Here is a 23,667-nt window from a genome sequence, read left to right as displayed (position 1 = left end):
CTCCTTAAATTTCGCCACGTGCACGAAGATCAGACAACACAGCATCGATGCCGTTCTTGTCGATAACGCGCAAACCAGCATTGGTTAAGCGCAAGCTAATCCAACGGCTTTCAGATTCAACCCAGAAACGACGGTTTTGCAAATTCGGCAAAAAGCGACGCTTCGTTTTATTGTTTGCATGGGATACATTGTTGCCAACCATCGGCTTCTTCCCAGTTACTTGGCAAATTTTTGCCATAGCATAACTCCACATTAATTGCGAAAAAAGAAGATTGTATCAGTCCCAGTCTATTTTGGGCTAGCCCTAATTGGCTTTAGTTCTCGACTTCAGGGGAATGGGTGGGTGGAAATGCCTCGAAATTTCGATTAAGTTAGTAATTACTATCATTTTTTGTCAATATTCATAAGGCCGGAGTCTGAAAAAGAGAAAAAACCAGTGCCACTCACAATGCAGTGGTCTAAAAGGGCGATATCAACCAGCTGAAGGGCGTTGATGATGGTTTTAGTAAGTTCTTGGTCTGACTCGCTTGGCAGGGGGTTACCGCTGGGGGGGGTGGTTATGGGCCGCGATAAGGGCGCTGGCATTCCTGGCAAGGGCTTCCTTGAGGATTTCTCGGGGGTAGACCGCCGCCTGTCGAATCGACCCTCTAAAGAGCTCCTGGCACTCAATCAGGTGGAGTCGAGAGTCTAAATAAATAAAGGCAAAGAAATACCTCATGAGGGAGTCGCCCTATTTTTGCCTGCAAAAACTCTCTGACATGGCAGGGCGAGGAAAAGATAGGGTCTTGGGTAAGGCCATCCTCAAGACTGCGTTTAACCAATTCATAAGCCGCTTGAATTTGTGACCACTTAGATAGCCCCATTCCATGTATTCGCGTTAGATCCTCTTGGCCACAAGCCAATAGGCGTGGCAGACTGCCAAAGTGATGCAGTAGATCTTTGGCTAGGGCTACAGCGCTTTTGCCTTTAACGCCCACCCTGAGAAAGATGGCAAGCAGCTCTGCGTCAGAAAGTGCTGTGGCTCCATAAATGCGTAGTTTTTCTCGGGGCTGCTCATTTTTCGGCCACCCCGTAATTGGGGAGTGCACAGCAGGCGCAGGCCTAGATACAATCACCTTATGACCAAGCTTACTGTTTTGCCTAACTCCTACTTGACTCTCAATTACCGGCTCACTTTGCCTAATGGGGAGGATTACATCAATACTTTTATCGATCGTCCTGCGACGGTTCTGATGGGCTCTGGACAATTTGCTCCTTGCTTTGAAAAAGTGTTGCTTGGTCTTGAGGTGGGCGAGAAAAAAAGTGCACTACTTGAGCCCGGGGAGAGCTTTGGTGAGCGCAAAAAAGATTTGGTGCAATGGGTTTCTTTGAAGGCGCTTAAAGAAGGTCGCGATGATGATGTGGAATTTAATCTGGGTGATGTGATTGAATTTAATGCGCCAGGTGGCGCACAGTACGCAGGTGTATTGCAATCGATTGATGATGAGGGCGCATGGTTTGACTTTAATCATCCCTTGGCTGGCATGTCCGTTACATTTGAAGCTCAGATAGTTGCCATTCTTTAAAAGATGAGTCAGACCGACAACGCCGAAATTTTGATGGCTCAGCCCCGTGGATTTTGCGCGGGAGTGGATCGCGCTATCAATATCGTCAATGAGGCGCTTGCCCGCTTTGGCGCCCCCATTTATGTGCGACATGAGATTGTTCACAACGTTTATGTTGTTAATGAATTGCGCGATAAAGGTGCTGTATTTGTTGAAGAGTTGCATAAGGTTCCCAAGGGTGGAATCGTTGTCTTTAGCGCGCATGGTGTTTCTCAAGAAGTCCGTAAGGATGCGCAGGAGCGTGGCTTGCAGGTCTACGACGCCACGTGCCCCTTGGTAACCAAGGTTCATCTTGAGGTTGTCAAGATGTGTAAAGATGGATTTACGGTATTGATGATTGGTCACGCAGGTCATCCTGAAGTAGAGGGGACGATGGGCCAAGTGAAAGAAGGTGTCTTCTTGATTGAGAAATTGAGTGATGTGGATTCCTTGTCTTTCGCAAGCGATGAAAAGATCGCCTTTGTTACCCAAACAACGCTATCAGTTGACGAGACTCGAGAAATTGTTGAGGCGCTCACGAAAAAATTTCCTAATATTGTTCAGCCTCGCAAACAAGATATTTGTTATGCCACCCAAAATCGACAGGATGCTGTGAAATTTATGGCCCCGCAGGTTGAGGTAGTGATTGTGGTGGGGAGTGCGACGAGCTCTAACTCCAATCGTTTGCGTGAATTGTCTGAAAAGCTGGGTGTACCTTCTTATATGGTGGACGCCCCAGAGCAGTTAAAGCCAGAATGGTTCGCTGGTAAGAGGCGTGTTGGTTTAACAGCAGGTGCTTCGGCCTCAGAAAGTTTGGCTCAAGCGATTGTTCAGCGTATCCAAGAGTTTGGCCCAAGGCATGTGCGTGCTTTGGATGGTGTTGTTGAGGATGTTACGTTTTCATTGCCTAAAAATTTAGTTGACTGAAATATTCATTCATAACAGAGGAGCTGTACATGAGTAAATCAAAAGTGATGTTTATGAAGAGCGCTATTGCATTGTCAGTGGCGACTTTAATTTTGGCGGGCTGCGGAAAAGGCGGCGATAAAACTGCTGCAGCTCCTGCCGATGGGGTGGAGGTCAGATTGGTCACGTTGCGCCGCTGACCGGTCCTATTGCCCATTTGGGCAAAGATAACGAGAACGGCGCTCGTTTGGCTATTGAAGAAATTAATAAATCTGGTCTAACCATTGATGGGAAAAAGGTTGTGCTCACATTGGTTCCGGAGGATGACGCAGAAGATCCTAAAACTGCAACCCAGGTTGCGCAAAAATTGGTTGACGCAAAAGTAGTAGGTGTAGTTGGACACTTAAATTCTGGCACTAGCATTCCAGCGTCAAAAATTTATAGCGACGCAGGAATTACTCAGGTATCTCCATCTACAACTAACCCTGATTACACTAAGCAAGGCTTTAAAACTACCTATCGATTGGTTGCTACAGACGCACAGCAAGGCCCGGCGTTGGCTAACTACGTTATCAATACATTAAAGGCAAAAACAGTTGCCATCATTGATGACTCTAGTCAGTATGGCAAAGGTTTGGCTGATGAGTTTGAAAAGACTGTTAAGGCTGCAGGTTTGAAAGTAGTTACACGCGAAGCTAGTAATAATAACAAGGACAAGGCGATTTTGACTAAAGTAAAAGGCAGTAAACCAGATAGATGTCATCATGTATGGCGGGATGGATGCTACTGGCGGCCGGCCCATTAACCAAGCAAGCTGCTGAACTTGGCATTAAGTCAAAGGTAGTTGGTGGTGATGGCATGTGCACCGAGAAGCTCGCTGAGTTGGCTGGTGAGGCGGTCGTCAATGTGACTTGTTCAGAGGCTGGTATGGCGCTATCTAAGATGGCCCGGGGCGCCGACTTCCAGAGGCGTTATAAAGAGCGCTTTAACGCAGACGTTCAAATCTATGCATCGTTTACCTATATGATGCGGTTTACGTACTCCTAGACTCCTCCATGAAGCGTGCCAATTCAACTGATTCGGCAAAGATCTTGACTGCGATGCCAGATACCAAAATGAATGGCTTGGTAGGCAATATTGCTTTTGATGACAAAGGCGATATGAAAGAAGGCGTAATCACACTCTATGACTTCAAAGACAAAAAGAAAAACGTTCTTGATGTCATCAAGATGTAAGACTCCTCTGTAAAAAATAGCGCCGCTTTTGCGGTGCTATTTTTTTATCAAGACTAAATACATTTATTAACCCTAATGGATATCCTTCTACAGCAAATTATTAATGGCTTAGTGCTCGGTAGCATTTACGCCTTAATTGCTTTGGGCTACACCATGGTTTACGGGGTTTTAGGCATTATTAACTTTGCACATGGCGAAGTACTGATGATCGGCGCAATGGTGTCATTGTCATTGCTACGTTTAATTTTGAGTCTGACCAGCGACTTACCTGGCTGGTTGACCTTGTTGATCGTTTTACCTGTCACCATGGCCGTATGCGCGGGCTTGAGCTATTGGATTGAGCGCATCGCTGCTTATCGCCCATTGCGCAATGCGCCTCGCTTGGCCCCTCTAATTTCAGCAATCGGCATGTCTATTTTGTTGCAGACGATTGCCATGATGATTTGGTCGCGTAATCCAATGACCTATCCACAATTGCTGCCATCCAGTCCGATTGATTTATGGGGTAGTGGCGCAACAATTACCGGTAAAGAAATTGTGATCATCATGGTCGCTTTGGCAGTGATGTTGGGTCTATTGTTTCTAGTGGAGAAAACAAAACTGGGCAGAGCAATGCGTGCGACTGCTGAGCAAGCTCAAATTGCTGCGCTGATGGGGGTCAATCCCAATCGCGTTATCTCCATTACCTTCATGTTGGGCGGCGCATTAGCTGGCTTAGCTGGTGTCATGATTGCAAGCAATTATGGCAATGTGCATTTCTATATGGGTTTTATCCCTGGGCTAAAAGCATTTACTGCAGCTGTTCTTGGCGGCATTGGAAATTTACAGGGCGCCATGTTGGGCGGCCTTCTCTTGGGCTTAATTGAGTTATTGGGCGCTGGTTACATTGGCGAACTGACTGGTGGGGTGTTTGGCTCAAACTACCAAGACATCTTTGCCTTTTTAGTATCAATTTTGGTATTGGTCTTAAGGCCAACCGGACTATTAGGCGAGAAGGTTTCTGATCGTGCTTAAGGCGATTCGACTCAACTATCTCAGTAGAGCAAGCTATCTATGGCTTGGCGCCATTGCTTTACTCCTCTTGCCATGGATAGTTGGCACAATTGGCGGGCAACTACTGGGTGAGAGTGCTCGATTTTGCTTTGCTCTACATTGTGTTGGCATTGGGCCTCAATGTTGTGGTGGGCTTCGCAGGTCTTTTGGATTTGGGTTATATCGCCTTCTATGCATTAGGCGCCTACAGTTTTGCTTTATTGGCGTCACCACATTTGCCTGCTCAATTTGAAAGTATTGCTGCGGCTTTTCCGGAAGGAATGCATTTTTCACCCTGGATGGTTGCGGTCTTCTCAATTATTTTGGCTGCTTTATTTGGAATTATTTTAGGTTTGCCTACCCTGCAATTGCGGGGCGATTATTTGGCAATTGTGACTTTGGGGTTTGGTGAAATTATTCGCATCTTTATGAATAACCTGGATCGCCCCCTAAACCTCACCAATGGTCCCAAGGGAATTGCGGCGATTGATCCCATTCAATTTTTTTGGAATCTCCTTTGCCAAAACCTTGGACCTGGGCTTTATCAAGATTCCTGGTTTGTATTTGGTGTTCTATTTGTTCTCCTGTTGCTAGCAATTGCCGTTGCGATCGTTTGCATGCATTTGCAGAGTTCAAGAATAGGACGCGCTTGGATTGCAATTCGGGAGGATGAAATCGCCGCCAAAGCGATGGGTATCAATACTCGCAATATGAAATTACTCGCGTTTGCTATTGGCGCTTCTTTTGCCGGCGTGGCTGGCGTGTTGTTTTCCGCTTTTCAGGGCTTTGTTTCGCCAGAGTCCTTCACGCTTTGGGAATCGATTGTTGTATTGGCCATGGTGGTCCTCGGTGGCATTGGTCATATTCCTGGAGTTATCTTAGGCGCGGTGTTGTTGGCAATTTTTCCTGAGGTCTTACGCGGTATTGCACAGCCCCTACAGCAGGCATTATTTGGGCATGTGATTGTGGACGTAGAAATTATTCGTCAATTAATTTACGGCCTAGCCTTAATTCTGATCATGCTGTATCGCCCTGGTGGTATTTGGCAAAAAAGTGGGGCGGCACAATGACGGCACTCCATCTACTTTTAGATGTCACTGATGTATCCAAGCGCTTTGGCGGGGTACAAGCGCTTGACTCAGTGGGCCTTCAAGTTCCTCATGGTGCAATCGTTGGTTTGATTGGACCCAATGGTGCTGGCAAGACAACGTTTTTTAATGTCATCACGGGTTTATACCCGGCAGATTCTGGAATCTTTTTATTTAATGGCAAGTCTTATTTTCCAGAGTCAGTTTCTGAGGTAACAAAATCAGGTTTAGCTAGAACATTTCAGAATATCCGCCTCTTTGGCGAAATGACTGCGATTGAAAACGTCATGGTAGGTTGTCATTGCCGATCTAATGCAGGACTGTTTGGCGCTATTTTCCGTACTCCTTCCGCTAAGCGTGAAGAAAACAGGCTATCCGTGAAAAATCTCTAGCGCTCTTAGATTACGTTGGCCTTGGCGATTTTTCTAATATGCAGGCACGCAACCTTTCCTATGGACATCAGCGCCGCCTGGAGATCGCCAGAGCTTTGGCTACGGAGCCTAAACTCTTGGCTTTAGATGAGGCCGGCAGCAGGTATGAATGCTACTGAGAAGCTGGAGTTACGTGAGCTGCTGCTACGTATTCGCGCTGACGGCAAAACGATTTTGCTCATCGAGCACGATGTCAGTTTGGTCATGGGAATTTGCGATAGTCTGACTGTTTTAGATTATGGCAAGGTCATTGCCTCAGGCAAACCTGCAGATGTTCGTGCGCACCCCGAAGTGATTAAAGCTTATCTGGGTCAGGGGGCGGCATGACAAATGCATTGCTCCGAGTGAAGGGTCTGCAACTATCTTATGGTGGTATTAACGCCGTTAAGGGTATTGATCTGCAAGTCAATCATGGTGAGTTGGTTGCCCTAATTGGCGCCAATGGTGCCGGGAAGAGTTCAACTCTTAAAGCAATTGCTGGATTGCTAAATCCTTCTGCCGGCGATATTCATTTTGCAAATCGTGAAACCAAGAAGCTGCCTGCATATGAATTAGTTCAGCTCGGCTTGGGCATGGTTCCGGAGGGCCGTGGCGTGTTTAAGCGCATGACCATTTTGGAAAATCTCCAAATGGGCGCTTACTTAAAAACAGACGCTAAGGAGATTGAGCGCAAGCTTGAAGAGGTGTACTCGTACTTCCCTAGACTCAAAGAGCGCTTATCTCAATTGGCTGGCACCTTATCTGGTGGCGAGCAGCAAATGGTTGCTATGGGTAGGGCAATGATGGCGCAGCCCAAATTGTTACTTCTGGATGAGCCTTCAATGGGCTTATCTCCCATCATGGTCGAAACCATTTTTGATGTAGTGCGGAGTTTGTCGTCGAGCGGTATGACGATTCTGTTGGTTGAGCAAAATGCCCGCCTTGCATTGCAGATGGCCAATCGGGCCTACGTCATGGAGAGTGGCTTAATTACCCTGAGTGGGTCAGGTGAGGAGTTGCTCGAAGACTCAAGGGTGAGAACTGCCTACCTTGGTGAATAAGTAGGCGGTTGAGTGGCAGTAAGTCTTACGCCACTTCCTTGAGTAGCTCGCGCAGCATATTGCACATCTGACGAATTTCATCATCAGACACATTCAGGGCTGGCATAAAGCGCAACAAGTTTGGTCTTGGAGAGTTAATCAATAGACCATCAGGGTTTCGATCGCGTGCAAGCTCAACCAGTTTTCCGCCGATATCTTTACCTAGCATCAAGGCACGCAGTAATCCCTCGCCTCGTTCACCTTCAAGATTAAATTCAACGCAAAGCTTAAGTAACTCTGATTTCAGAAGTTCGCCTTTTGCTTTAACGCATTCTAAAAATCCTGGGGCTAATAATTGCTCAATGACGCTAATGCCCACCGCAGTAATGAGAGGATTGCCGTTATAGGTGCCACCTTGATCGCCAGGTACAAAGCAAGCCACCGCATCAGTGGCCAGAAGTGCTGCTAGCGGTACTCCACCACCAATACCTTTACCTAGGGTCATGATGTCAGGCTCGATACCGTAGTTTTGGTAGGCAAAGAGACTGCCTGTTCGACCACAGCCTGCCTGCACTTCGTCGACGATGAGCAAAATATTATTTTCTTTGGTGAACTTGCGTAGCTCACGCATAAATTCATGAGTAGCTGGAATGACGCCGCCTTCACCCTGAACAGGCTCCAGCATGACTGCAACCGTCTTATCGGTTACTAGCTTTTTAACGGACTCCAGGTCATTTAAATCCGCCTTTGGGAAGCCTGCTACTTGTGGGGCAAACATTGTGTCCCAGTTTGGTTTTCCGGAGGCGCTCATCGTGGCTAATGTGCGGCCATGAAAGCTGTGATCAAACGTGATGATCTCAAATGCCCCAGACTTGTTGAGTTGCCCCCATTTGCGTGCAAGCTTAATCGCGCCTTCATTTGCTTCGGCGCCGCTGTTGGCAAAGAAGACTTTGTCAAAGCAACTATTGTCTGTGAGGAGATTGGATAAACCAATCATGGGTTCGTTATAGAACGCAGGACTTGGGTTGATTAACTTCTTTGCTTGCGCATTCAGTGCCTCAATCATGCCTTGGTTGCCATGACCCAAGCAATTCACTGCCCAGCCTTGCAAGAAATCTAAGTAGCGTTTGCCATTGTTATCGGTCAACCATGAGCCCTTACCTTCAACCATGATGACTTCTGGGCGTGGGGTAATGAACATCACTGAGTGGGTGTCGATAGCTTGTGCTGGCTTATTCATGCTGGTTTGGGGTGATAAGGTTAATGTGGGTCAATAAGGGTTCTATTATCTCGCTGAATGGATTTTGTCGCGCAGGACTTAGCTCGTAGCCAAATCCGCTGCGCTGGTAAACGAGTCAGCGAAGAATTCTTCTTCTGGCAGCTGGCATTTAGCAGCAAAGTCATTTCTAGCGGCATTAACCATTGCTGGGGCTCCGCAGGCATAGACCTGAAAGTCCTTCAAATTGGGGTGGTCATCAATGACGGCTTGGTGCACAAACCCAGTACGCCCCTTCCAATGGTCTTCGGCTAAGGCGTCAGAAATGACAGGAATGTATTTGAAGTTTGCAATTTCTTTCGCCCAGGACTCGCAAAGCGCATTCATATAGAGATCGTTGGGACGACGTCCACCCCAGTAAAGATGAATGGGGCGCTCAATCTTTTTGATTTGCATTTGTTCAATAATGGATTTGATGGGCGCAAAGCCAGTGCCCGCAGCCAAAAAGATAATGGGTTTTTTGGAATCTTCTCTCAAGAAAAAGCTACCCAAAGGACCTTCAAAGCGGAGGATATCTTTTTCTTTTAAAGCTGGAGTAACGGCGCCAAAAACAAAATCAGTAAATAAGCCGCCCGGCAGGTGGCGTATATGTAACTCAAGCGGACCCTCTTGTTCGGGGGCATTCGCAATCGAGTAAGCCCGGCGCTGACCATCCTTCAATAAAAACTCGAGATACTGTCCAGCCAAGAACTGGAAGCGTTCAGCAGCCGGAAGTTGCAACTTTAAAATGGCAACATCACTGCTAGGTTTGCTAATTGTGTTGACGCGGCAAGGCACTTTACGAATGGCAATATCGCCAGCCCCTTGAACTTCGCGAGCTTCTATTAATAGGTCTGACTGCGGGTGGGCGCAGCAGAATAAAATCCCGCCTGCTGTCTCATCGGCTTTGCTAAGGGCGCGTTCACTATGCTGACCGTGGTTTACTTGACCTTCTAAAATCTTGCCCTTACAGGATCCGCAGGCGCCATTTTTGCACCCATAGGGTAAGTTAATGCCTTGGCGGAGAGCGGCCTCCAGGAGATTCTCATCTGGATTGACGGTAAATTGTTTGCCGCTCGTTTTGAGCGTGACCTGATGAGACACTCTCATTCCTTTCAATAAATCGTTACGATGTTACTTATGCAATCTTTTGGCAAACCTTCAATCCTGATTATTGGCTGCGGAGACATTGGTCTTCGGGTGGCTAGGCAGCTCTCTAGAAGTCATCGTATTTATGCGCTCACTTCTCAACAAGCTCGTTTTCAGGAGTTGAGGGAGGCTGGCGCGATTCCTATTTTAGGTAACCTGGATCATCCAGAGACCCTATGGCGCCTCAGTGGTTTAGCTCAAACCGTCATCCATTTGGCGCCACCTCAAAATGGTGGAAATCGTGATTGCCGAACCCGCAACCTAATTCGAATTTTAGCCCAAGGCTCCAATGCTGTCAGGCGCCTGATCTATATCAGTACTACGGGCGTATATGGTGATCACCAGGGTGGAAGGGTAAGTGAGGTAACTCCGGTCAATGCCCAAAGTGAGCGCGCCAAAAGAAGGGTGGATGCGGAGCGGATGCTGCGTTTATGGGCACCCGCCCATGGCGTTGCTTTAACGATTTTGCGCGTACCTGGAATTTATGCCGCTGATCGTTTACCAATCGATCGCCTTCACGCGCAAACACCTGCATTGTTATCTGAGGAAGATGCCTACTCCAATCACATTCATAGTGATGATTTAGCTAGACTGGTTTGCGCGGCGGTTTATCACGGCAAACCCCAGCGCGTTATTAATGCCTGTGATGGAGGTGAAACCAAAATGGGTGATTACTTTGACGAAGTAGCTGATGCGTTTGGATTGGCAAGGCCGAAACGCTTACCCGGCAGTGAGTTGCAGAAGCTAGTGAGCCCAATGCTGCGGTCATTTATGCGCGAGTCACGCAGAGTCACTAACACCCGCTTGCATGAACTCAAAACATCACTACGCTATCCGAGCGTAGGACATTTTCTGAAAACTATTTCCAAGAATCCTTAAGGCCAACTGTACGGTTAAATACAGGCTTGCCAGGTTTGGAGTCATGCTTATCGGCAACGAAGTAGCCATGACGCTCAAACTGGAAGCGATCTTCCGGTTTAGCATCTTTCATGCAAGGCTCTAGGTAAGCGGCAATGGTTTGCTTGGAGTTTGGATTGATTGCATCTAAGAAATTCTTATCGCCGCTATCTGGATGTGGATCGCTAAAGAGATGATCGTAAAGGCGCACTTCAGTTGGAATGGCTTCTGCAGCGCTGATCCAGTGGATATTACCTTTAACTTTGTAATTATTAGATCCTGGAGTGCCGCTCTTGCTGTCCGGGAAGTGTGTCACATTGACTTGGGTAACGTTACCCTGTGCATCTGTTTCATAGCCGGTGCACTCCACCACAAAGCCATGGCGCAAACGTACACGGCTACCAGGTTGATCGCCAATCGGTGGATACAGTCTGAAGAAGTCTTTAATAGGTTCTTGCATAAAATCATCCGCCTCAATCCACAGCTCGCGCGTGAAATGAAATTCACGGTTGCCCCATTCGGGATGATTGGGATGACGTGGCGCAGAGCAAGCTTCTTTTGCTGATGCATCAAAGTTTTCAACTACGAGCTTAAGCGGTTTTAAAACGGCGGTTGCACGGGGCGCCCTAGCTTCAAGATCATCGCGTAGCGCATGATCTAGCGTACTCATATCAATCCAACTATCCGCTTTAGAGACGCCAATACGCTCACAGAACAAGCGAATACTTTCTGGCGTGTAACCACGACGACGGATGCCGACGATGGTTGGCATGCGCGGGTCGTCCCATCCCTCTACATGGTTTTCTTCCACCAATTGCAATAACTTGCGCTTGCTGGTGATGGTGTAAGTCAGGTTGAGACGCGCGAATTCATATTGGTGTGGGACTGGGTCTTTAAAGACGCCAAGCTCTTTGAGTGAGTTCACAATCCAGTCGTACAACGGACGGCTGTTCTCAAACTCCAGCGTGCATATGGAGTGGGAGACATTTTCTAATGCATCAGAGATGCAATGTGTGAAGTCATAAAGAGGGTAGATGCACCACTTGCTGCCGGTGCGATGGTGATCGGTATGGCGGATGCGATAAACCACAGGGTCGCGCATCACAATATTCGGGTGCGCCATATCAATCTTCAGGCGCAGCACATGCTCACCATCTTTGAATTTGCCATCACGCATATCGCGAAATAGCTGTAGATTTTCTTCTGGGCTGCGATCGCGATAAGGACTATTTTTCCCGGCTTGACCAAAGTTGCCGCGATTGGTGTGAATGTCATCGGCGCTTTGACTATCAACATAAGCCTTGCCATTCTGAATCAAGATTTCGGCAAACTCATAGAGGCGATCAAAGTAATCACTCGCGTGATAGAGGTGAGTGCCCCAATCAAAACCAAGCCACTTCATTGCGTCCAAGATACTATCGGCGTATTCCACATCCTCTTTGACTGGATTGGTATCATCTAAGCGCATATTGCAGCGCGCACCGCCAGCTTGGGCGTTGTAGTCAGCAGCTAGGCCGAAGTTTAGGCAAATACTTTTGGCGTGACCAATATGTAAGTAGCCGTTTGGCTCTGGCGGAAAACGCGTGATGATTGATGGGATAGATTGGCCCGCCAAATTAGTACGCTGTGAAAAAGCTCCGCTTGCTAAATCATGGTCAATGATCTGGCGTAAGAAGTTGGATGGCTCGGCTACAGCGCCGGTATTTGCTTTGGAGGGTTTGCTATCTTGGGGCATAGCCACATTGTAGAGAAAACCCTGTGGCCTATAAAGAAAAAGTCCGCAAACTGCTGCGGGCTTGTTTCTGGGTAGCTCGTGAGAATTAATCCTCTACGAATGCCTCTTCGCGTGTCTTCTTCACTGCTGGCAAGGCCACGATCACAACCAAGAGGGCTGCTGCGATCAGCAATCCCAAGGAAAGTGGGCGGGTTACAAAGGTGGAGAAGTCGCCACGGGATAGTAGTAGGGCGCGACGGAAGTTCTCTTCCATCATTGGTCCGAGCACGAAGCCCAAAAGCAATGGAGGAGGTTCGCAACCGAGTTTGAAGAATAGGTAACCAATCAAGCCGAAACCTGCTGTTACATAAACGTCAAATACAGTGTTGTTCACGGTGTACACACCAATACAGCAGAACACCAAAATAGCTGGGTAGAGGAAGCGATAAGGAATCTTCAAGAGCTTTACCCAGATACCAATCAAAGGCAGGTTCAAGAGGATCAACATCACATTACCGATCCACATAGAGGCAATCAGACCCCAGAAGAGAGCTGGATTGCTGGTCATTACTTGTGGGCCTGGCTGAATGTTGTGAATAGTCATCGCGCCAACCATCAAAGCCATCACAGCATTTGGTGGGATACCCAATGTGAGCAATGGAATAAATGATGTTTGAGCGGCAGCGTTGTTTGCTGTCTCGGGACCAGCGACACCCTCAATTGCACCCTTACCAAATTCGTGGCTGTACTTAGACGATTTTTTCTCAACAGAGTAAGCGCCAAACGCTGCCAAAGCTGCGCCGCCGCCTGGCAGGATGCCCAAGATAGAGCCAATAGTGGTACCGCGCAAAATTGAAGGAATCATGCGCTTCACATCATTTTTGGTTGGAACCATGCTAGTGAGCTTGTTGAGAAAGCCTTCATCCTCGCCGCTCTTCTCAAGGTTGCCCATGATTTCTGCGAAACCGAATACACCCATCGCAACAGCTACGAAGCCGATGCCGTCACTCAATTCAGGAATATCAAACGCATAGCGAGATACACCAGAGTTCACGTCAGTACCGATCAAGCCCATCAAGAGACCCAAGATGATCATGCCAATCGCCTTGATCAAAGAGCCTGATGCCAATATCACTGCACCGATTAAACCTAAGACCATCAAGGAGAAGTATTCCGCAGGACCAAACTTAAATGCGAGTTGTGAGAGTGGGGCAGCAAATGCAGCCAACACTAAAGTTGCTACGCAACCTGCAAAAAATGAACCCATACCTGCAGTAAAGAGTGCAACACCAGCGCGACCATTTCGGGCCATTTGGTAGCCATCGATCGCGGTTACCACCGACGACGTCTCCCCCGGAATGTTCAACAAAATCGCTGTTGTGGAACCGCCGTACTGTGAGCCGTAATAAATACCAGCCAACATAATCAATGCGGCAATCGGAGGCAATGCGTAGGTAGCCGGCAACAACATTGCAATCGTTGCGATTGGGCCAAGGCCTGGCAATACGCCAATCAAAGTACCCAAGATACAGCCGATAAGGCAGTAAAACAGGTTTTGTAATGTGAACGCGGTATCGAAACCGAGAGCTAAGTTAGTAAATAAATCCATTTTTCAGAGTCCCGGTTCGTTATTGTTGTAGGAATACAGGTAGTAATGGGAACTGAAGCTTTAGACCCAATACAAATACTGAATAAGTGAATGCCACCAAAAAGGCCGCATTAATTGCAGTGCCTTTCCAAGTAAATTCTCTACTTGCGCTGGCGGCAACAAAAACCAAAACCACTACGGCAATTAAGAACCCAAGACGTGGGAGCAGCAAGCCATAAAGCACAACTGCACCCGTAATTTGCGTAATGATGCGCCAATTAAACTTAGGAATGGACTCGATGGCTGCTTTAGCGCCAAAGGCCTTAACTGCCACCAGAACGCCTAATAGGAACATTAAAATACCCAAATAGAACGGGAAATAGCCTGGACCCATTTTGGCGGCAGTTCCCATTGGGTAATTTGTAGCCATGATGGCAAAGAAGAGGCCAATGACCATATACATGATTCCGGCCCCAAAATCTCGTTGATCGCGAATTTTCAAGTTGCTCTCCTTATTGGTCGACTTAACTGCCGATTTTTATTGATGTTGTGGGATTGTAAGGCAAGTTTGCGGCTTATTGCCTAGCGTTTGCCCTAGGCTAGTGCCAATGCGATAATTATTGCCATGAAAGTCTCCCAAATTCGCCAGGCATACCTGGATTTCTTTGCCCAAAAAGGCCACCAAATCGTCCCGTCCAGCCCAGTAGTGCCGGGGGACGACCCTACCCTGCTGTTTACGAATGCGGGTATGAATCAGTTCAAAGACGTGTTTTTGGGCTTTGATAAGCGCCCTTATAACCGCGCTACCACCGCCCAGAAGTGCATTCGGGCCGGTGGAAAACATAATGACTTGGATAACGTGGGCTATACCGCCCGTCACCATACCTTTTTTGAAATGCTGGGCAATTTCTCCTTTGGGGACTATTTCAAAAAGGATGCCATTCAATTCGCCTGGGACTTATTAACTCAGGTATTTAAGTTGCCCAAAGAAAAACTCTTGGTAACTGTATATGCCGAAGATGATGAAGTTTATGAGATTTGGAATAAGCAAATCGGTGTGCCTGCTGATCGCATTATTCGGATTGGTGACAACAAGGGCGCGCGTTACGCATCCGATAACTTCTGGATGATGGGTGACGCAGGTCCATGCGGTCCTTGTACAGAAATTTTTTACGATCACGGCGGTCACATTCCCGGCGGCCCTCCTGGCAGCCCTGATGAAGATGGCGATCGTTATATTGAAATTTGGAATAACGTGTTTATGCAATTCAACCGCGATGAAGCGGGCGTGATGCATCCATTACCAAAGCCTAGTGTTGATACGGGCATGGGTCTTGAACGTATTGCTGCTGTCTTGCAGCACGTTTACTCTAATTATGAAATCGACCTCTTCGTCAATCTCCTCAAGGCTTCCAAAGATGCGGTAGACGCTGCTGGCGGCGAAAACTGTGATGCGAACAGTCCTTCATTGAAGGTGATTGCTGATCATATTCGTGCATGCAGTTTCATTGTTGTAGATGGCGTCATTCCTGGTAACGCCGGCCGTGGTTATGTATTGCGTCGAATTGCACGTCGCGCAATTCGTCACGGTTATAAGTTGGGCGCACGCAAACCGTTCTTCTATCAACTGGTTCCTGCGCTCGTTAAAGAGATGGGCGATGCTTATCCAGAATTGCGTGCAGCGCAAGATAAGGTCAGCGAAGTAATCAAGCAAGAAGAAGAGCGCTTCTTCCAAACGATTGCTAATGGCATGGAAATTTTAGATAGTGCTTTAGCAGGCGGTGCAAAAGTAGTCAATGGTGAGACGGCATTCCGCTTGCATGACACTTTTGGTTTCCCATTGGATTTAACGGCTGACGTTTGTCGTGAGCGCGGCGTGACTGTTGACGCAGATGGCTTTGAAGTGGCCATGCAAAAGCAGCGTGATCAAGCAAGAGCTGCCGGTAAGTTCAAGGTAGCCCAGGGCTTGGATTACAAGGGCCAACCAACCCAGTTCCATGGCTATGACACCCTAAAACATGAAGGCGCCAAAGTGACCGCCCTATATGTGAATGGCTCAGCAGTGACCTCTGTAAAAGCAGGGGATTCTGCCGTGATTGTTCTGGATAACACCCCCTTTTACGCTGAATCTGGCGGCCAAGTTGGCGATAAGGGCGAGCTTCGCAACGAAAGCATTCGTTTTGCTGTAGAAGACACCTTCAAGATCCAGGCCGACGTATTTGGTCATCAGGGTGAAGTTCTTGAGGGCGCGCTCAAGGTGGGTGATGTCCTTAATGCATTGGTAGATACGCAGCAAAGAACCGATACGATGCGCAATCACAGCGCTACGCATATTTTGCATAAGGCATTGCGTGAAGTGCTGGGCGATCATGTGCAGCAAAAAGGTTCTTTAGTAGATGCCACTAAGACCCGTTTTGACTTTACTCACAATGCACCGATTACTGCTGAACAAATTCGCCGCATCGAAGATATTGTGAATCAAGAGATTTTGGACAACACTGCCACTTCCGGCAAGGTCATGTCATTGGACGATGCGCAAAAGACTGGCGCCATGATGCTGTTTGGCGAGAAGTACGGCGATGAAGTGCGCGTTCTAGAGATTGGCTCCTCCAAAGAGTTATGCGGTGGTACCCACGTAGGACGCACCGGTGACATTGGTAGCCTAAAGATTGTTTCTGAAGGTGGCGTTGCTGCGGGTATCCGCCGTGTTGAGGCCGTAACAGGCAATAATGCATTGCACTTCTTGCAAGGCTTGGAAGACAAGATCAATGAGGCTGCAGCGATTCTGAAAACCCATCCAGGGGATTTGGTAAATCGCGTAGCGCAGCTCCAAGAGAGTCTGCGTCAAGCTGAGCGTGAATTAGAAAAAGTGAACTCGAAGTTAGCTGCAAGCCAAGGTGATGAGTTAGCCGGCCAGGCAGTTGATGTCAATGGCATCAAAGTGCTTGCTGCTCGTATGGATGGCGCTGATGCTGGTGTCCTTCGCGAAACTATGGATGCATTAAAAGCAAAGCTGAAAACTGCCGCTATTGTCTTGGCATCTGTTCAAGGCGATAAGGTTAGTTTGATTGCTGGCGTTACAGCAGACTCTATTGGCAAAGTAAAGGCGGGCGATTTCGTGAACTTTGTAGCTCAACAAGTGGGTGGCAAAGGTGGCGGCAAACCAGAAATGGCGATGGCTGGCGGAACGGATCCAAGTAAGTTAGGCGCTGCTTTGGCTGGCGTAAAAGACTGGGTAGCAGCCAAATGAGTGAAGCAATCAACATTGCCTTTAATGCAGAAGTAGACGCCATTGGAATGAACTGCCCATTGCCGATTCTGCGCACCAAAAAAGCTTTGGCCACTATGCAGTCGGGCGAAGTCTTAAAAATCAAGGCTACAGATGCGGGCGCTGCCCACGACTTTCCTGCCTTTGCTAAGCAAACCGGTAACGAGTTGCTTGCAAGCACTACTGAAGGTGATGTCTTGGTTTTCTTTATGAAGCGCAGATAGTGGGAGCCCATCAACACTCTGAGTAGTCGATTCAGATGGTGTGCACCAAAAAAAATGGCAGAGACGAATCTCTGCCATTTTTATTTCAACTGAAAACGATTACGTTAAAGAGCGGCTTTTGAGGTAGGCGGCAAAGTCGGCCGATACTTCAGGGTGACGCAGGGCAAACTCAACTGATGCCTTGAGATAGCCAAGCTTGCTGCCACAGTCATAGCGCACACCATCGTACTCATATGCAAATACTGGCTCTTCTTTTAGTAAAGAGGCGATTGCATCGGTAAGTTGGATCTCGCCGCCAGCACCAGGTTTGAGATTGCGAATATGCCTAAAGATATCCGAGGAGAGAACGTAGCGCCCAACAACCGCGAGGTTTGATGGGGCATCCTTTGGTTGAGGCTTTTCTACGATGCCGTTTAAACGGTAGATACCTTTAGCAACCTCATCTCCTGAAACGATGCCGTAAGAGCTGCTCTTTGCAGGATCAATTTTTTCTACTGCAACGACTGAGCCATTTTGCTCATCGAATACTTTGAGCATTTGCTTGAGTACAGGTGGCTGACCATCCAATAAGTCGTCAGCCAAGATGATGGCGAATGGTTCGTCACGTACCAACTTTTCAGCACATAAAACGGCATGACCCAAACCAAGGGCTTCAGGTTGGCGAACATATACGCAATCTACATGGCTCGGTTTAACGCTGCGAACGATGTCTAAAAGGGCCTGTTTATTTTTGGCTTCGAGCTCAGCTTCTAATTCATATGCTTTATCGAAATGATCTTCAATAGCGCGTTTGCTTCGGCCGGTAACAAAAATCATTTCTGTAATGCCGGCGGCAATGGCCTCTTCAACAGCATATTGAATGAGTGGCTTGTCGACCACATTGAGCATCTCTTTTGGGCTTGCCTTGGTTGCTGGCAAAAAGCGTGTACCCAAGCCTGCAACTGGGAAGACCGCTTTGGTAACTGCTTTGGTGCTTAATGGCATATCACTTCCAATCGCTTTTTGGCTGGTATTTATTTGAGACGCTCTAATTGTGCAACAAGCTTCTCATGGTTTTGCTCAAAGCCCGCAAGACGTTGTTTTTCTTGGGCAACCACATCAGCAGGGGCTCGGGCCACAAAGCTTTCATTGGTCAATTTGCCCTTGGCTTTATTAATTTCATTGGCCAAGCGCTCAATTTCCTTCCCAAGGCGAATGCGCTCAGCAGCAACGTCTACCTCAATCTTCAGGAGCAGCTTGATATCGCCTACTAGAGCAATTGGAGCGCCTGGAGCATCTTTTTCTAAGGCGGACTCATCAGCATAGATTTTGACTTCCGTTAACTTGGCCAGTGCCATGAGATAAGGTGTGGCTTTTTCTAGGAAAGCTTGTGGTCCAAAAATCCAGAGTGGCACTTTTTGACCTGGAGGCACTTGCATCTCACCACGTAGGTTACGGCAAGCATCCACAATCGCTTTGATCTGCGCTACCCAGGCTTCACTCTGCTCATCAATCTTTTCAGGCTGAGAGATAGGGTAGGGTTGGAGCGCAATTGTCTGCTTAGTTTGTTTAGCTAATTCTTTTCCAGACTTAGGCCCAACGGTTTGCCATAGGGTTTCAGTGATGAATGGGATCAATGGATGCGCCATGCGCAAAATCGTTTCCAGAACGCGCAATAAGGTGCGGCGAGTAGCGCGTTGTTGTGCTGGCGTTCCGGTTTGTAGCTGCACCTTAGCAAGCTCTAGGTACCAATCACAATACTCATCCCAGACGAACTGGTAAATGCTGCTGGCGATATTGTCAAAGCGATAGTTCTCAAAGCCTTTAGCAACATCGGCCTCAGTTCTTTGGAGTTGAGAGACGATCCATTTATCTGCAGGAGAGAAGTCTAAATACCCTTCAGGTTCACATTGGTTATCGCATGGTGCCAAGCCATTATCTTCATCGCTGCCCGAGCAGTTCATGAGAACAAAGCGAGTGGCGTTCCAAAGCTTGTTGCAGAAATTGCGATAGCCTTCACAACGCTTTTGATCAAAGTTGATATTACGACCAAGTGAAGCTAGCGATGCAAAAGTAAAGCGGAGGGCATCTGTACCAAATGCCGGAATGCCATCCGGAAATTCTTTTTTAGTTTTCTTGCTAATGCTCTCAGCCTGCTTTGGATTCATGAGGCCAGTAGTTCTTTTGCCTACCAACTCCTCAATCTTGATGCCGTCAATCAAATCGATTGGATCCAAAGTATTGCCTTTGGACTTACTCATCTTCTGTCCTTCGGCATCACGAACTAAGCCGTGAACATAAACGGTATGAAACGGTACTTTTCCGGTGAAGTGGCAAGTCATCATGACCATGCGCGCTACCCAGAAGAAGATGATGTCAAAACCCGTAACCAGAACAGATGAAGGTAAAAAATGGTTAAGGGCAGGCGTTTCTTCTGGCCAGCCCAATGAGCTAAATGGCACAAGGGCAGAGCTAAACCAGGTATCGAGCACATCGGGATCGCGGTTGAGTTTGCCGGTATAGCCTGCAGCAGCAGCTTTAGTCTTAGCTTCTTCTTCGGACCGCGCCACAAAGATCTGGCCATCGTCACCATACCAAGCTGGGATTTGGTGACCCCACCAGAGTTGGCGAGAGATGCACCAGTCCTGAATATTTTCTAGCCACTGGGTATAAGTGTTAATCCAGTTTTCTGGAACCAGCTTGATATCACTCTTAGTCACGGCGTCTAATGCTGCGCCAGCAATGGATGAACCGGGTTGATACTTGTTATCCGGACTCGGCTTAGACATCGCCACAAACCATTGATCAGTGAGCATTGGTTCGATGATGGTTTGCGTACGATCGCTGCGTGGCACCATTAATTTATGCGGCTGAACTTTTTCTAGTAAGCCAGCAGCATCTAAATCGGAAACCACTTGTTTGCGTGCTTCAAAACGTTCCATGCCTTGGTATGTGGCTGGAGCATTCTCATTAATTTTGGCATCTAAAGTCAGGATGTTAATGAGTGGTAATTGATGGCGTTGGCCTACTGCGTAGTCGTTGAAGTCATGTGCAGGAGTTACTTTTACAACGCCAGTGCCAAAGTTCAAATCAACGTAGTCATCAGCAATCACCGGAATTTGACGATCACATAATGGCAAATTCACTGACTTACCAATGAGGTGTTTGTAGCGCTCATCTTCTGGGTTCACCATGACGGCAACGTCACCCAGCAAGGTTTCTGGGCGGGTAGTAGCAACCGTTAAGTGACCAGAGCCATCAGCTAACGGATAGCGGATGTGCCACATCGAGCCATCTTCTTCTTCGCTTACCACTTCTAAGTCAGAAACTGCGGTACCTAAAACGGGATCCCAGTTGACCAAACGTTTGCCGCGATAAATTAAACCCTGTTCATGTAGGCGGACAAATACTTCCACCACTGCTTTGGACGTCTTGCTGTCCATTGTGAAATATTCTTTTCCCCAGTCGATCGACGCGCCTAGGCGACGAATTTGTCTGGTGATCGTATTGCCGGAAGTTTCTTTCCACTCCCATACTTTTTCTAAAAACTTTTCACGACCGAGGTCATGGCGGGAAATTTTTTGCGCATCAAGTTGGCGTTCAACAACAATCTGGGTGGCGATACCGGCGTGATCAGTGCCAGGTACCCACAGGGTATTTTTACCTGTCATACGAGCATGACGCACTAAGCCATCCATGATGGTTTGATTAAAGGCGTGACCCATATGGAGGGTGCCCGTCACATTTGGTGGGGGCAGCTGAATAGAAAAATCACCCTTACCCTCATCCATGGTGGAATCAGCAATACCCCGGCGCTCCCACTCTGGACCCCAGTAGGCCTCTATCGGGGCGGGTTCGTAGGATTTGGCGAGCTCATCTGTTGAGCTGGCCGCTGGTGAATTAGGGGTATTTGAGGCATTTGGCATAAGAGGCAAATTATAATTGGGCTGATGTACTCAGACCTGCTCGCGAACCTCAATCCAGAACAGCGCGAGGCAGTGACCCTCCCGCCCGTCAATGAAAATGGCCAAGCCCAATCAGCCTTGATTTTGGCTGGGGCAGGGAGCGGCAAGACCCGCGTCCTCACCACCCGTATAGCCTGGTTGATTCAGACTGGCCAGGTATCCCCTATTGGCGTCCTGGCGGTGACCTTTACCAATAAAGCCGCCAAAGAGATGATGTTGCGCTTAAGTACGATGTTGCCGATTAATACCCGGGGTATGTGGATTGGCACCTTTCATGGTCTTTGCAACCGTTTATTGCGGGCACACCACACAAAGAGGCGGGTTTACCGTCAACTTTCTGCCATTAAACGTTTATTAAAGGGCTTAATAGTTGATGATGAAAAGTATCCGGCCAAGCAGTTGCAATACTTTATTGCCCATGCCAAAGAACGTGGTTAACGTGCAAAAGATTTAGCGGTTGGCGATGACTTCCAAGCCAAGATGGCGCAACTATATGCCGCATATGACGAGCAATGTCAGCGTGAAGGCGTAGTGGATTTTGCTGAACTCTTATTGCGCAGCTATGAATTGCTTAAACATAGCGAAGCCATTCGCACGCATTACCAAGAGCGTTTCCGTCATATTCTGATTGATGAGTTTCAAGATACCAATGCTTTGCAATATGCATGACTCAAATTGTTATCAGGGCATGATGCAAGCCGCATTAATGTTAGCGGTATGGGTAGCAGCTCTGTATTTGCAGTTGGTGATGATGACCAAAGTATTTACGCATTCCGTGGCGCGGACGTAGAAAACATGCGTCTTTATGAGAAGCAATATCACCCCTTAATGGTGAAGTTGGAACAGAACTATCGCTCTCACGGACATATTCTGGACACCGCAAATCATCTCATTGCCAATAACTCAGAGCGTCTTGGTAAAAACCTGCGCACCGATGCTGGTCATGGCGAGCCGGTCCGCATCTATGAGGCTCCAAGTGACCACGCAGAGGCGGCTTGGCTGGTTGATGAAATTAAAGCTCTAGTAAATAGTGGCATCAAGCGTACTGAAGTGGCTTTGCTTTATCGCAGTAATGCGCAGTCTCGGATTATTGAGCACGCCTTATTTTCTGCGGGTATTCCGTATCGCGTATATGGTGGCTTACGCTTCTTTGAGCGCGCTGAAATTAAACACGCACTTGCTTATTTGCGTTTGCTTGAGAACCCAAATGACGATACTTCATTCTCTCGGGTTGTGAACTTCCCAACTCGCGGTATTGGCGCAAGATCGATTGAAGCACTGCAAGATGCAGCTAGAGCGCAGCAATGCTCTTTATATTTAGCGGCCTCCACTTTGGAAGGTAAAGCTGGTGCAGCACTTGGTGGATTTGTGCGTCTGGTAGACCACATGCGAGAGGCTACTCGTCACAATACCTTGCCGGAAACAGTCGAGTTTGTGATTCAGTTCAGTGGATTGATTCAGCACTATCTTTCTGAGCGTGAGGGACAGGATCGCGTAGAGAACTTGCAAGAATTGATTAACGCAGCAACGGCCTTTATTGCAGAAGAAGGTTAAGGCCAAGATGCTGCAGCTGCCATGTTGCCCGGCGAGAATGAGCCTGGCGTAGTCGAAGTGTCACCTTTAGCGGCTTTTTTATCGCATGCCTCATTGGAGGCGGGAGATAACCAGGCGCAAGCAGGTCAAGACGCAGTCCAGTTGATGACTGTGCATTCTGCCAAAGGCCTGGAATTTACATCTGTGTTTATTACCGGTCTTGAAGGGGGTTTATTCCCGCATGAGAACAGTGTGAATGAGCAAAATGGCTTAGAAGAAGAGCGTCGCTTAATGTACGTTGCTATTACACGCGCCAAGGAGCGCCTATATCTATCGCATACGCAATCCCGGATGTTGCATGGCCAAGCGCGCTACAACATGCCATCCCGCTTCTCTTAGAAGAGCTTCCATCTGATTCATTAAAGTGGCTTACCCCCAAAGCGAGAGATGCTCGTTGGGGTGGCGGTAACTCAAGATCAGGATCCATTTGGCAAGATGGTTATACCCGTCAACGCGAATACGAATCTAATGACTTTTTTGATTCAGGCTCCGAACGCCCAAGACCAACTAAGCGAGTTGGCTCAGCCTCTATGGAGGTGAAAAGATTAGCTTCTCCTCCACGTGGAAATTATCCATTCACCATTGGATAGAATGTATTTCACACCAAGTTTGGTGAGGGTCGCGTTACTGGTTTAGAGGGTGTGGATGCGGATGCGCGTGCGCAAGTGAATTTCAAGCGTCACGGTATCAAGTGGTTACAGCTGAGCATTGCGAAGCTGGCTGCGATTGATTGAGTTGTGA

Annotated in this window: 16 protein-coding genes and 4 pseudogenes; 11 read left to right on the top strand and 9 right to left on the bottom strand. The window is 47.9% G+C overall.

Annotated features, from left to right (window positions below):
• Positions 1-4: 4 nt before the first annotated feature.
• Both rpmB and radC read right to left on the bottom strand, forming a co-directional pair.
• A complete protein-coding gene (gene rpmB / locus DXE27_RS01685; RefSeq protein ID WP_128112644.1) occupies positions 5-238 on the bottom strand; it encodes a 50S ribosomal protein L28 in 234 nt (77 codons plus the stop codon).
• A gap of 146 nt (positions 239-384) precedes the next feature.
• Positions 385-1,115, bottom strand: a pseudogene (radC, locus tag DXE27_RS01680) (RadC family protein).
• A gap of 3 nt (positions 1,116-1,118) precedes the next feature.
• Here radC and DXE27_RS01675 point away from each other — a divergent pair.
• The 7 genes and pseudogenes from DXE27_RS01675 (at position 1,119) to DXE27_RS01645 (ending at position 7,315) form a co-directional block, all read left to right on the top strand.
• A complete protein-coding gene (locus DXE27_RS01675; RefSeq protein WP_128112643.1) occupies positions 1,119-1,565 on the top strand; it encodes an FKBP-type peptidyl-prolyl cis-trans isomerase in 447 nt (148 codons plus the stop codon).
• Between the two features lie 3 nt (positions 1,566-1,568).
• Positions 1,569-2,510, top strand: a complete 942-nt coding sequence (ispH, locus tag DXE27_RS01670) for a 4-hydroxy-3-methylbut-2-enyl diphosphate reductase (protein WP_128112642.1) — start codon at positions 1,569-1,571, stop codon at positions 2,508-2,510.
• Between the two features lie 47 nt (positions 2,511-2,557).
• A pseudogene (locus DXE27_RS01665) lies at positions 2,558-3,724 on the top strand (branched-chain amino acid ABC transporter substrate-binding protein).
• Positions 3,725-3,799: 75 nt separating this feature from the next.
• Positions 3,800-4,738, top strand: a complete 939-nt coding sequence (locus DXE27_RS01660) for a branched-chain amino acid ABC transporter permease (protein WP_128112641.1) — start codon at positions 3,800-3,802, stop codon at positions 4,736-4,738.
• 80 nt (positions 4,739-4,818) lie between these two features.
• Positions 4,819-5,826 (top strand): branched-chain amino acid ABC transporter permease, encoded by a 1,008-nt coding sequence (locus DXE27_RS01655; protein WP_231969610.1) that lies wholly within the window; start codon positions 4,819-4,821, stop codon positions 5,824-5,826.
• Positions 5,823-6,602 (top strand): annotated as a pseudogene (locus tag DXE27_RS01650) (ABC transporter ATP-binding protein). The gene DXE27_RS01655 and the pseudogene DXE27_RS01650 overlap by 4 nt, the downstream one beginning before the upstream one ends.
• Positions 6,599-7,315: an ABC transporter ATP-binding protein gene (locus DXE27_RS01645; RefSeq protein ID WP_128112640.1), complete on the top strand. Its 717-nt coding sequence runs from the start codon at positions 6,599-6,601 to the stop codon at positions 7,313-7,315. Before DXE27_RS01650 ends, DXE27_RS01645 begins: the two are co-directional and overlap by 4 nt.
• A 25-nt stretch (positions 7,316-7,340) precedes the next feature.
• Here the strand turns inward: DXE27_RS01645 and DXE27_RS01640 are convergent, their stop codons facing one another.
• Positions 7,341-8,534, bottom strand: coding sequence for an acetylornithine transaminase (locus DXE27_RS01640; protein WP_128112639.1), 1,194 nt, complete (start codon positions 8,532-8,534; stop codon positions 7,341-7,343).
• A 78-nt stretch (positions 8,535-8,612) separates the two neighbouring features.
• Positions 8,613-9,653, bottom strand: coding sequence for a CDP-6-deoxy-delta-3,4-glucoseen reductase (locus DXE27_RS01635; RefSeq protein ID WP_128113675.1), 1,041 nt, complete (start codon positions 9,651-9,653; stop codon positions 8,613-8,615).
• 27 nt (positions 9,654-9,680) lie between these two features.
• On the opposite strand from DXE27_RS01635, the gene DXE27_RS01630 reads away from it, so the two are divergent.
• Positions 9,681-10,577, top strand: coding sequence for an SDR family oxidoreductase (locus tag DXE27_RS01630; RefSeq protein WP_231969609.1), 897 nt, complete (start codon positions 9,681-9,683; stop codon positions 10,575-10,577).
• Here DXE27_RS01630 and DXE27_RS01625 read toward each other — a convergent pair.
• From DXE27_RS01625 to DXE27_RS01615, 3 genes are all read right to left on the bottom strand, one after another.
• Complete coding sequence (locus DXE27_RS01625; protein ID WP_128112637.1) at positions 10,558-12,330, bottom strand: glutamine--tRNA ligase/YqeY domain fusion protein; 1,773 nt, start codon at positions 12,328-12,330, stop codon at positions 10,558-10,560. The genes DXE27_RS01630 and DXE27_RS01625 overlap by 20 nt on opposite strands.
• Before the next feature lie 85 nt (positions 12,331-12,415).
• Positions 12,416-13,918: a tripartite tricarboxylate transporter permease gene (locus tag DXE27_RS01620; protein ID WP_128112636.1), complete on the bottom strand. Its 1,503-nt coding sequence runs from the start codon at positions 13,916-13,918 to the stop codon at positions 12,416-12,418.
• A 19-nt stretch (positions 13,919-13,937) separates the two neighbouring features.
• Positions 13,938-14,399, bottom strand: coding sequence for a tripartite tricarboxylate transporter TctB family protein (locus DXE27_RS01615; protein ID WP_128112635.1), 462 nt, complete (start codon positions 14,397-14,399; stop codon positions 13,938-13,940).
• A 123-nt stretch (positions 14,400-14,522) separates the two neighbouring features.
• On the opposite strand from DXE27_RS01615, the gene alaS reads away from it, so the two are divergent.
• Together alaS and DXE27_RS01605 are read left to right on the top strand one after the other, a co-directional pair.
• Entirely contained in the window at positions 14,523-17,147 is a 2,625-nt protein-coding gene (gene alaS / locus DXE27_RS01610) for an alanine--tRNA ligase (protein ID WP_128112634.1), read from the top strand.
• Positions 17,144-17,389, top strand: coding sequence for a sulfurtransferase TusA family protein (locus DXE27_RS01605; protein ID WP_371742983.1), 246 nt, complete (start codon positions 17,144-17,146; stop codon positions 17,387-17,389). Before alaS ends, DXE27_RS01605 begins: the two co-directional genes overlap by 4 nt.
• Before the next feature lie 99 nt (positions 17,390-17,488).
• Here DXE27_RS01605 and galU read toward each other — a convergent pair whose 3' ends face one another.
• Entirely contained in the window at positions 17,489-18,373 is an 885-nt protein-coding gene (galU, locus tag DXE27_RS01600) for a UTP--glucose-1-phosphate uridylyltransferase GalU (RefSeq protein WP_128112633.1), read from the bottom strand.
• Between the two features lie 29 nt (positions 18,374-18,402).
• Positions 18,403-21,294, bottom strand: a complete 2,892-nt coding sequence (locus DXE27_RS01595) for a valine--tRNA ligase (protein WP_128112632.1) — start codon at positions 21,292-21,294, stop codon at positions 18,403-18,405.
• A 24-nt stretch (positions 21,295-21,318) separates the two neighbouring features.
• Between DXE27_RS01595 and DXE27_RS01590 the strand changes: the two are divergent.
• Positions 21,319-23,660, top strand: a pseudogene (locus DXE27_RS01590) (3'-5' exonuclease).
• Positions 23,661-23,667 lie beyond the last annotated feature (7 nt).

This window comes from Polynucleobacter necessarius (genome assembly GCF_900096755.1).
In the GTDB taxonomy this organism is placed as follows: domain Bacteria; phylum Pseudomonadota; class Gammaproteobacteria; order Burkholderiales; family Burkholderiaceae; genus Polynucleobacter; species Polynucleobacter necessarius_K.
Note: the sequence above shows the minus strand (reverse complement) of the source record. Positions and strands in the feature narration are given on the sequence as shown.